At 57.8% G+C, this 9,556-nt stretch carries 11 protein-coding genes and 1 pseudogene; 6 read left to right on the forward strand and 6 right to left on the reverse strand.

Features of this window, described 5'->3' with window-relative positions:
* The 6 genes and pseudogenes from Q7T06_RS03500 to Q7T06_RS03525 form a co-directional block, all read left to right on the forward strand.
* Positions 1-104, forward strand: a pseudogene (locus Q7T06_RS03500) (transcriptional regulator); the annotation flags it as partial.
* Positions 105-208: 104 nt separating this feature from the next.
* On the forward strand, positions 209-1,144 hold the full coding sequence (gene tal / locus Q7T06_RS03505; protein WP_304780229.1) for a transaldolase: 936 nt from the start codon (positions 209-211) through the stop codon (positions 1,142-1,144).
* 180 nt (positions 1,145-1,324) lie between these two features.
* On the forward strand, positions 1,325-2,509 hold the full coding sequence (locus Q7T06_RS03510) for an 8-amino-7-oxononanoate synthase (protein ID WP_304780232.1): 1,185 nt from the start codon (positions 1,325-1,327) through the stop codon (positions 2,507-2,509).
* A complete protein-coding gene (locus Q7T06_RS03515) occupies positions 2,485-3,150 on the forward strand; it encodes an alpha/beta fold hydrolase (protein WP_304780235.1) in 666 nt (221 codons plus the stop codon). Before Q7T06_RS03510 ends, Q7T06_RS03515 begins: the two co-directional genes overlap by 25 nt.
* Positions 3,143-3,919 (forward strand): methyltransferase domain-containing protein, encoded by a 777-nt coding sequence (locus Q7T06_RS03520; protein ID WP_304780238.1) that lies wholly within the window; start codon positions 3,143-3,145, stop codon positions 3,917-3,919. The genes Q7T06_RS03515 and Q7T06_RS03520 overlap by 8 nt, the downstream gene beginning before the upstream one ends.
* Complete coding sequence (locus tag Q7T06_RS03525; RefSeq protein ID WP_304780241.1) at positions 3,879-4,184, forward strand: hypothetical protein; 306 nt, start codon at positions 3,879-3,881, stop codon at positions 4,182-4,184. The genes Q7T06_RS03520 and Q7T06_RS03525 overlap by 41 nt, the downstream gene beginning before the upstream one ends.
* Here Q7T06_RS03525 and Q7T06_RS03530 read toward each other — a convergent pair.
* The 6 genes from Q7T06_RS03530 to Q7T06_RS03555 all read right to left on the reverse strand — a co-directional run.
* Positions 4,136-5,380 carry a CaiB/BaiF CoA-transferase family protein gene (locus Q7T06_RS03530; RefSeq protein WP_304780245.1) on the reverse strand — a complete coding sequence of 415 codons (1,245 nt, stop codon included), beginning with the start codon at positions 5,378-5,380 and terminating at the stop codon, positions 4,136-4,138. The two genes, Q7T06_RS03525 and Q7T06_RS03530, sit on opposite strands and share 49 nt — an antisense overlap.
* Positions 5,377-6,045, reverse strand: coding sequence for an N-methyl-D-aspartate receptor NMDAR2C subunit (locus tag Q7T06_RS03535; RefSeq protein WP_304780249.1), 669 nt, complete (start codon positions 6,043-6,045; stop codon positions 5,377-5,379). Before Q7T06_RS03535 ends, Q7T06_RS03530 begins: the two co-directional genes overlap by 4 nt.
* Positions 6,046-6,124: 79 nt before the next feature.
* The gene (gene recR / locus Q7T06_RS03540) at positions 6,125-6,721 is read right to left on the reverse strand and encodes a recombination mediator RecR (protein ID WP_304780252.1); all 597 of its coding nucleotides are present in this window, start codon (positions 6,719-6,721) and stop codon (positions 6,125-6,127) included.
* A 48-nt stretch (positions 6,722-6,769) separates the two neighbouring features.
* Positions 6,770-7,096: a YbaB/EbfC family nucleoid-associated protein gene (locus Q7T06_RS03545; protein WP_304780255.1), complete on the reverse strand. Its 327-nt coding sequence runs from the start codon at positions 7,094-7,096 to the stop codon at positions 6,770-6,772.
* Positions 7,097-7,148: 52 nt separating this feature from the next.
* A complete protein-coding gene (gene dnaX, locus Q7T06_RS03550; protein WP_304780257.1) occupies positions 7,149-9,116 on the reverse strand; it encodes a DNA polymerase III subunit gamma/tau in 1,968 nt (655 codons plus the stop codon).
* Between the two features lie 104 nt (positions 9,117-9,220).
* A partial coding sequence (locus tag Q7T06_RS03555; protein ID WP_304780260.1) for an efflux RND transporter permease subunit occupies positions 9,221-9,556 on the reverse strand: 336 nt, incomplete at its 5' end.

Raw genomic sequence — 9,556 nt, forward strand, 5'->3', positions numbered from 1 at the left:
TCGGCCTGGCATTGCGCCTCGGGCCGGAGCGCCGCAAGAAAATGATCAATGCGCAAAAAGCGCTGCAAAAGATAGAAAAGCAATTCGATTCCTTCCTGCGCTGATTGCCATATTTTTGCCAGAGATCATTGATCACTGCAGACTCCCGCTCATTTTACGTACAATACAACATTGATATCACCCACCCTTTAAAGCTCACTGCCTCGCCATGAACCAACTCGAACAACTCAAGCAATACACCACCATCGTTGCCGACACCGGCGATTTCCAGTCGATCAAGGCATTTGCTCCGCAGGATGCAACGACCAATCCTTCGCTGATCCTGAAAGCCGTGCAAAAAGATGAATACCGCCCGATCATGGAAAGGGTTGCGCGTGAGCACGCCGGTAAAAGCACAGCTGAAATCGTCGATCACCTGCTGGTCGCCTTCGGCCTGGAAATCCTCAAGGTCATCCCGGGCCGCGTCTCGACCGAAACCGATGCCCGCCTGTCCTTCGACACCGCAGGCTCGATCGCCAAGGGCCGCACGCTGATCAAGCTGTATGAAGCGGCCGGCATTGCGCGCGAACGCGTGTTGATCAAGATCGCCTCGACCTGGGAAGGCATACGCGCAGCAGAAGTGCTGGAAAAGGAAGGCATACGCTGCAACCTGACACTGCTGTTTTCACTGCCACAGGCGATCGCCTGCGCCGACGCCAGGGTGCAACTGATCTCGCCTTTCGTCGGCCGCATCTACGACTGGTACAAGAAATCCACCGGCATCGATTACAGCGGCGCCGACGATCCGGGCGTGCAATCGGTCAAGCGCATCTACACCTACTATCGCAAGTTCGGCTACCAGACAGAAGTGATGGGCGCGAGCTTCCGCAACACGTCGCAAATCACGGAACTGGCAGGCTGCGACCTGCTGACGATCAGTCCGGAACTGTTGCAGAAACTGGCCGAGTCGGATGCGCCACTGACGCGCAAGCTGCTTCCTGCAGAAGCGCAGAATGCCGATATGGAAAAACTGACGCTGGATGAAAAGACTTTCCGCGGCATGCTCAATGACGATGCAATGGCGACGGAAAAACTGGCTGAAGGCATACGCGCGTTTTGTGCCGATGCAGTCAAGCTGGACCAGTTGATTGAAGCATTGAAGTGACAACATGGCGGGAGGCGCAAGGCCTTCTGTCTTCTTGGTCCGGCCAGCGGGAATTAAATGATGTCACGCCTTATAATTCTGTTTTAATGCTGCTGTTTTAGTGTTCCTGCTTAATGCATACATCGTTGCGGCCGGGAACATCGTCGAATCCGGTATTTTTAAGTTCTTATCCCACACTGCATGGCTTCATTCGAATCCCGTTTTACCGCTTATTGCGCCAGCCTGGAAACAGTCGGGCGCCGGCGCCGGCTCACGCTGGCTGCCGAGGCTATGCCGGGACGGCAAATTGTGGCCGATTTTTCGCATAACGATTATCTCGGCCTCGCTGCGGCTCCCGAGCTGATTGCAGCAAGCCATGTCGCCGCGCTGCGCTATGGCGTAGGCGCAACCGGGTCGCGCCTGCTGTCGGGCAACCTGCCGCTGCATGTAGAACTGGAAGCCGCAATCGCCCGCGCCAAGGGAACGGAAGCTGCGCTGATATTCAATTCCGGCTATCAAGCCAATTCGAGTGCACTGGCCGCGCTGCTGGATGCGAAGGTGCTGGATGCGCAACCGCTGGTATTTTCCGATCGTCTCAATCACGCCAGCCTGCACCACGCATGCCAGTTGATGAATGTGCACCAGATTCGCTACCGGCATAACGACCTTGCCCATTTGCGTGAATTGCTGGAAGCGCATCAACATGAAGAGCGCCCCAAATTCATCGTCGCCGAAACGGTATTCGGCATGGATGGCGATGCGATCGACATGGCAGCAATGGCCGCGCTGGCTGACGAATTCGATGTCTTTCTTTATCTGGATGAAGCCCATGCTACCGGCGTGATGGGAACACATGGCTATGGTTTGACATCCGGCCACATGCAACATGACAAGCAATCACGCGGCGTGGCGATGGGGACCTTCAGCAAGGCGCTGGGAGCGTCCGGTGCCTATATCGCCTGCAGCACTGCCGTACGCGACTATCTGGTCAACCGCTGCACCGGCTTCATCTATTCGACTGCGCTGTCACCTGCCGTGATAGGCGCAGTACAAGCTGGATGGGAACGCCTGCCGCAGATGGATGCGGAACGCGCGCGCCTGATGCAAACCGCACAGAGCTTGCGCGAGCGCGTGCATGCGCTCGGCTTCGATACCGGCAACTCGAGCACGCATATCGTGCCGCTGATAGTCGGCACCGAAGCGGCCGCGCTGGATTTGAAGGCATGGCTGCTGGAACATGGCATCGTGAGCTCGGCGATACGCCCGCCTACCGTGCCGCCGCATACTGCACGGATACGGATAGCCTTGAGCGTCACGCATGGCGAGACGCAGATCAATGCGTTGGTCGATGCATTGGCGGCATGGAAAAACCGGGCACAGCGATGATAGGATTTGCACTTTGCCATGGCTGGGCCTTTGATCGCAACACGCTGGAGTCGCTGGCCGCGCTGTTGGCGCAGCGCTTCCCCGATGCTGCGCTGGCCTGCTTCGATCTGGGCTTTGGCACTGCGCCGCATACACCGCAACTGAGGAACGATGTGGAATGGATAGCCATCGGCCATTCATATGGTTACGCCTATCTGATCCAGCAGCCGGTGTCCTGGAAAGCAGCGATTGCTATCAATGGCTTCACCCGCTATTGCCGCCGCCCCGGCCAGCCGGAAGGTACGCCGGCACGCCTGGTCGATGCGATGCTGGCCCGCCTTGCAGATGATCCGCAAGCCACGGTGCAGGATTTTTACCTGCGCTGCGGCAGCGCCATGCAGCTACCGCAACAACTGGATGTGCCGCTGCTTGCAGCGCACCTGACCCAACTGCGCGATCTGGACCTGGCTTTACCTGCATGCCAGACACTCGCCTTGTCATGCCACGATGATTTGATTGTGCCGCCAGCGCTTGCCCATGCCTGCTTTGCGCAGGCCGGATGTATCATTCAAGAATTTTCCGGCGATCACATGCAGTTGCTGCGCGAACCCGCGCTGTGCATGGCTGCCATCACCGACTATGTGGAGACGGTCTGTGCCTAGCCCGCATGAATTGACTGAGTTGCCTGAGATGCACACGGCACCGGTAGCCCGTCGCTTTTCGGCCGCGGCGCAGCATTACGAGCAGGCGGCGCATATCCAGAAGCAGGCGGCCAGCCTGTTCGATGCCTGGCTCGCGGATCTGCATCTGGGCACGCCGGCACGGATAGCTGAAATCGGTTGCGGTACAGGATTGCTGACCCGGCTCTTGCATGCGCGCTACCCCGATGCAGCATTGCTGGCCACGGATCTGGCGCCGGCCATGCTCGAATATTGCCGCAACACTCTGGGTGCGACGTCCAATATTCAGTATCAAGTATGCGATGGCCGCGCCGCCTGCTTCGATCCGGTGCCGGACTGGATCGTATCGGCGATGTGTTTTCAATGGTTCGATCCGCTGTTGCCGGTACTGCGGCATCACCTGGCACAAAGCCGCGTGCTGGCTTTCAGCCTGATGCTGGACGGTTCATTTTTGGAGTGGCGTGCCGCGCATGCGCAGCTGGGCTTGCTGCCTGGCCTGCGCACCTGTCCGGATTACGACACGCTATTGCAAGCTTGCAGGGAAATGGGTGCATCGCGCATCCATGCGCAGCGGATATCATTGACGGAACAGCATGCTAACGGCTTGCTGTTCGCCGACAGCCTGCGCATCATAGGTGCCGACCAGCCGCGACCAGGCTATCAGCCTATCAATCTGCGGCCGGTATTGCGGCAGTTGCAGAATGGCGTACATGCCAATTACGAAATCGGGTTTTTCTGCATCGAAAAATGATGCCGGCTGGCGCCATCAGCACCAAGGTGAAGCATGCAAGGCGTGCCATCATTTGAGCGCGAAATCAGAGCAAACGCTATTTGAAAATCAAGCCGTTAAACGTCCAGTAACCGAGCAAAAAAAGCCCCAGCGCCAGCGCAAACTGCTTCCAGAAATTCCTGTTCATTTCATCCCCCTGTTTTTCATCGCGTATTTTTATCACGCCTGCAGCGTTGCTCACACCACGCCGTCACGTCTCAATTCTGCAATACCGGTCTCATCATAACCCAGCGTTTTCAATACCTCGTCTGTATGTTCGCCCAGGGTCGGCCCCAGCCATTTTGTTTCGCCCGGCGTTTCGGATAATTTTGGCGTGATCGCCGGCAGCTTGATCGGCGTGCCGTCTGGAAATGCATGCTGCTCGAACATGCGGCGCGCGAGAAATTGCGGGTCCGTCATCATGTCGCGCACTGAATAGATTTTGCCGACCGGCACATCGGCCGCCTGCAATATCGCCAGCGCACTGTCTATCGTTTGCGTCGTGCACCAGGCCTGTATCGCTGCATCTATCTCTGCGGTGCGCGGCACGCGGCCATCGTTGCGTGCGAGTTGTGCATCGCCGGCAAGGTCGTCGCGCCCCATCGCCAGCATCAGGCGCTTGAATATCGCATCGCCGTTGCCGGCAATCACGATGTTTTCGCCATCGCCGGTTGTATAGGTATTCGACGGCACGATGCCGGGCAAGGCACCGCCTGTGCGTTCGCGCACGACGCCGGCGTAATCGTATTCCGGCACCAGCGATTCCATCATGTTGAAGACCGCTTCATACAAGGCCACGTCTATCATCTGGCCCTGCCCTGCAAGCATTTCATCGCCGGACTTGCCGTTCCAGCGTCCGCCGGTGGCATCGCGATGGCGCAGCGCCATCATCGCGCCGATCACGCCATGCAAGGCGGCGACGGAATCGCCTATCGAAATGCCTATCCGCAGCGGCGGTCTATCAGGGAAACCGGAGACATAACGCATGCCGCCCATCGATTCGCCTATCGCGCCAAATCCCGGCTGATCCTTCAAGGGTCCGGTCTGGCCGAAGCCGGACAGGCGCACCATGATGGTGGCAGGATTTTCGGCCTTCAACTGTTCATAACCTAGCGACCATTTTTCCAGCACGCCAGGGCGATAATTCTCGATGATGATGTCGGCTTCCAGCGCCAGTTGTCTGGCTATCTTCTGGCCACGTGGATCTTTCAAATTCAGTGTCAGGCTTTTCTTGTTGCGTGCCTGTACCGACCACCACAGCGAGGTGCCATCCTTCAATACGCGCCATTGCCGTATTGGATCGCCGCCATCCGGCGACTCTATCTTGACCACATCGGCGCCAAATTCTGCCAGCATGCGCGAGCAGAATGGGCCTGCGATCAATGTACCGAGTTCAAGAACCTTGATACCGGCCAGCGGGCCGGACGATGCTGTTTTTTTCATGCAGTTTTAATATGTGAGAGTTCGCGCAATTCTGTTTCGAGATTGATTCTGGCCTGGTGTTCGAAATCAGCGCCTATGGTCGCAGTAAAAAAAAGCGCCGGCCGGGCCAGGAAGCGTTGCAGGAATTTGCCGCGACCTAGACGGTAGTGCGCAATCGGCAGCCAGGCATATTCTGTACGTATGAGTTCGCTGTATTCACGGTAGATATTTTCCTTCGCGCCGAGAATCGCCAGATCCATGTCGAGGAATAGAGACAGATCGGGAGCATGCTGCAATGGCAACTCATGCCTTTCCGTCGCCTCTATGCATTCCACAACCGGCCGCACATGATGTTCGTCGACTTGCATCGCCAGCATTGCACGACTCGCCCATTTTGCGCTGCGTCTTTCATTGTCCTTCAGATGCGTATCGTAGATCACATCGTGAAACCAGATAGCGAACTGCACTGTTTCCGGATTATTGATCTGACAGCGATGCTTGTCTGCATAACGCAGCATGAGCATGATGTGCGACAGGTTGTGATAGACACGCTGTGGCTCGGAATAATGCCGGATCAATTCATCCCATACAGCATCAGCTGCGGCGCGATCGGCAGCAACAGATGTCGCCAGCGACTGCCATTTTGCACGCAGCCACCCCTGGTTTTCCAGAGAGTGAGTAAACATTGCGGATCACCTTTATCAAAGATGAAACATCAAGCCCTGCACCGATGCTGCCGGAACAGGCTACCGACAAAATCGCAGGCTAGGTCGTGCGCCGGTCCAGCATGGCGCGCGCTATCGTGCCGGCATCCACGTATTCCAACTCGCCGCCAACCGGCACACCGCGTGCCAGGCGGCTGACCTTCAGGCCGCGCGCCTTCAAGGTTTCGCTGATGTAATGTGCCGTGGCTTCGCCCTCGTTCGTGAAATTGGTTGCGAGTACGACTTCCTCAACAATTCCATCAGTGGCACGGCTAATCAGTTTTTCCAGATGGATATCCTTGGGCCCTATCCCATCAAGCGGCGACAAGCGTCCCATCAACACAAAATACAAACCCTTGAATGTCAGCGTCTGCTCTATCATCAACTGGTCACCCGGCGTCTCCACCACGCACAGCAATGCCGGGTTACGCTCTGCATCAAGGCAGGTTTCACACACAGTATGCTCGGTAAATGTATTACACATCGCGCAATGCTGCACGCGGTCTACTGCTTGCGACAAGGCGCGGCCCAGCATCGCGGCACCATCCCTGTCGTGCTGCATCAGATGGTAGGCCATGCGTTGCGCCGACTTCGGCCCGACGCCGGGCAAGCGACGCAATGCTTCTGTCAGGAATTCAAGGCTGGAAGGCGATTTCAAACGGCGGCTTTCACTTCATGCTGCGACAAACGATGGGATGCAAGGACATCAAAATGGCATTTTGAAGCCGGGTGGCATAGGCATGCCGGCGGTCACGCCAGCCATTTTGTCCTGTGATGTTGCTTCTGCCTTGCGCACTGCATCGTTGAATGCCGCAGCAACCAGGTCTTCCAGCATGTCCTTGTCCTCTGCCAGCAGCGACGGATCGATAGAGACACGTTTGACATCGTTCTTGCACGACATCACGATCTTGACCAAACCTGCGCCCGATTGACCTTCGACCTCAATCGCGGCAAGTTGTTCCTGCATTTTTTTCATGTTGTCTTGCATCGCTTGCGCCTGCTTCATCAAGCCTGCCAACTGGTTTTTCATCATGATGTTGCTCCTGTATATAAGTCGAATTAAATGATGGGATGATTGCCGTGGATCAGATCGGCTTGACTGATCCCGGCACGATGCTTGCACCAAACTCGCGCATCAGTTTTTGCACGAAAGGGTCTTCCTGTATCGCTTGTTCTGCATCGCGCTGACGCTCGGCACGATCGGCCAGCGCCGCTGCATTGGCGGTATGTTCGACCGCGCCCAGCCTGGTCTGCACGCGCACTGACTGGCCGAAATGTTCGGACAAGGCCAGCGTCAGTTTTTCAACGCTGGCGGCAGTGCGCAGGGTTTCTACCGCAACCTGCAAATCGAATTGAATTTGATCGCTATCTGCTGCCGGCCCGCATTTGAGCAGTTCGCTCTGCTGCGCCAACTGCTGCACCACGCCGCGTACCGGCAAGATTGCCGCCAGCAAAGGCCAGTTGCCATCCCATTCCAGGCCGGTTACCGGATGCAGCGTGAAGGGACGGGATGCAACCGCAGCTTGCGGCGCAGATGATGAAAAAGCTGATGCAGCAGGTGCTACTGCAGACGCAGAAGACGGTTCAGTTTTTTTTTGAGCCGTCGGACTGGAAAACGCGTCATGGGCGCTGCTGCGCTCGGCTGGCATTTCGTCATCCCACGGCGGTGCCGGCGGCATATCGATAGCCGGCGATTTTTCCGCTGGCGCCGGAGCGCGGGCAGCAGGTGCTGCGGCAGCGGGAGGCGGCGGCACTTTCACCCCGGAACGGGCGGCTTCCAGCGCCGCGCGCGCCGGACTCATGGTGCGGCTCACGGGCGCACTGGTCGTGACTGCCTGCGGTGCCGCGCTCAGGCGCGCAACAGGCGCCGGCGCAGATGAGGCTGCAGCTGCAGCTGGTCGAGCGACAGGCGACACCTGCATGCCGGCTGCCGGTTTCACTTCTGCCGGGCCCGAGCCTGGACGGAAGGCCAGCATGCGCAACAAGGTCATCGAAAAACCGGCGTACTCATCCGGCGCCAGGCCCAGTTCATTGCGGCCATGCACGGCGATTTGATAAAAAAGCTGTATTTCTTCAGCATCGAACAGGCTGGCCAGACGCAACACATCCTCGCGCTCCGGCAAATCATCCGGCAGCGCAGCGGGGACGGTTTGCGCCAGCGCAATCCTGTGCAAGAGCGAACCCAGGTCCTGCAGCGCCGCGTTGTACGACAGGCTGCGCGTTGCCATCTCGTCGGCGACTGCGAGCAAACCGGCGCCATCTTTTTGCGCCAGCGCATCGAGCAGGCGGATCAGGAAGGATTGATCGAGCGCACCCAGCATGCCCTGCACTGCTTCCAGCGTGACCTTGCCGGCTGCATAGGCGATTGCCTGATCGGTCAGCGACAAGGCATCGCGCATCGAGCCATGCGCACCCTGCGCCAGCAAGCGCAGCGCCGGTGTTTCGAATTCGATTTGTTCCTGCCCGAGGATGTCGTCCAGATGCGTGACGATATGGCCGGGCGGCATTTGCTTCAAATTGAATTGCAGGCAACGCGATAAAACGGTGACGGGGATTTTTTGCGGGTCGGTGGTTGCCAGTATAAATTTGACGTGTTCAGGTGGTTCTTCCAGCGTCTTCAACATCGAGTTGAATGCATGGTTGGTGAGCATGTGCACCTCATCGATCATGTAGACCTTGAAGCGCGCATTCGACGGCGCATACACAGCCTGCTCCAGCAACTGCGCCATTTCATCGACGCCACGGTTGGACGCCGCATCCATCTCGATATAGTCGACAAAGCGGCCGGCATCGATCGCCACGCAGGCATCGCAGACGCCGCACGGCGTAGCTGTGATGTCGCCAGTGCCATCCGGACCTATGCAATTGAATGATTTCGCCAGTATCCGCGACAGCGTGGTCTTGCCGACGCCGCGCGTGCCGGTGAACAGGTAGGCGTGATGCAAGCGCTTATTATCCAGCGCATGCGTCAAGGCGCGCACGACGTGCTCTTGCCCGACCAGCGTGTCGAAGCTTTTCGGACGATATTTACGGGCAAGAACTTGATAAGACATAAGGCCGTTCTGGAATAAGGGCAAACCGCATTTTACCTGACGACGGCGCCGGATTTACAGTGTTCATGCTTTCCCGGCTTGCGCGGCCTGCATCAATGGAAAAATCAGCGGCTGGCCAGTTCCTGTTCCGGCGTAATCTGCAAGGGCCCCGAACCGCTGAAGCGGTCGAAGAACAGGTAAATCACCGGCGTGATGAAGAGCGTGATGACCTGCGACAGCATCAAGCCGCCAACCACGGCCAGGCCCAGCGGCTGACGCAATTCGGCACCGGCACCGAGGCCGAGTGCAATCGGCAACGCACCGACTGCCGCCGCCATCGTCGTCATCATGATGGGGCGGAAGCGCAGGATGCACGCAGTGCGTATCGCCTGCGCCGGCGTCATGCCTTCCTTGCGCTGCGCCTCCAGCGCAAAATCGATCATCATGATCGCGTTTTTCTT

This window comes from Herminiimonas sp., from assembly GCF_030645555.1.
In the GTDB taxonomy this organism is placed as follows: Bacteria; Pseudomonadota; Gammaproteobacteria; order Burkholderiales; family Burkholderiaceae_D; genus Oxalicibacterium.

What these genes read in the sequence shown, in the direction of transcription:
- Q7T06_RS03525 (WP_304780241.1), top strand. Translation starts at nt 3,879, where the DNA reads ATGCCAATTACGAAATCGGGTTTTTCTGCATCGAAAAATGATGCCGGC.
- Q7T06_RS03545 (WP_304780255.1), bottom strand. Translation starts at nt 7,096, where the DNA reads ATGATGAAAAACCAGTTGGCAGGCTTGATGAAGCAGGCGCAAGCGATG.
- Q7T06_RS03510 (WP_304780232.1), top strand. Translation starts at nt 1,325, where the DNA reads ATGGCTTCATTCGAATCCCGTTTTACCGCTTATTGCGCCAGCCTGGAA.
- Q7T06_RS03535 (WP_304780249.1), bottom strand. Translation starts at nt 6,045, where the DNA reads ATGTTTACTCACTCTCTGGAAAACCAGGGGTGGCTGCGTGCAAAATGG.
- Q7T06_RS03530 (WP_304780245.1), bottom strand. Translation starts at nt 5,380, where the DNA reads ATGAAAAAAACAGCATCGTCCGGCCCGCTGGCCGGTATCAAGGTTCTT.
- tal (WP_304780229.1), top strand. Translation starts at nt 209, where the DNA reads ATGAACCAACTCGAACAACTCAAGCAATACACCACCATCGTTGCCGAC.
- dnaX (WP_304780257.1), bottom strand. Translation starts at nt 9,116, where the DNA reads ATGTCTTATCAAGTTCTTGCCCGTAAATATCGTCCGAAAAGCTTCGAC.
- Q7T06_RS03515 (WP_304780235.1), top strand. Translation starts at nt 2,485, where the DNA reads ATGGAAAAACCGGGCACAGCGATGATAGGATTTGCACTTTGCCATGGC.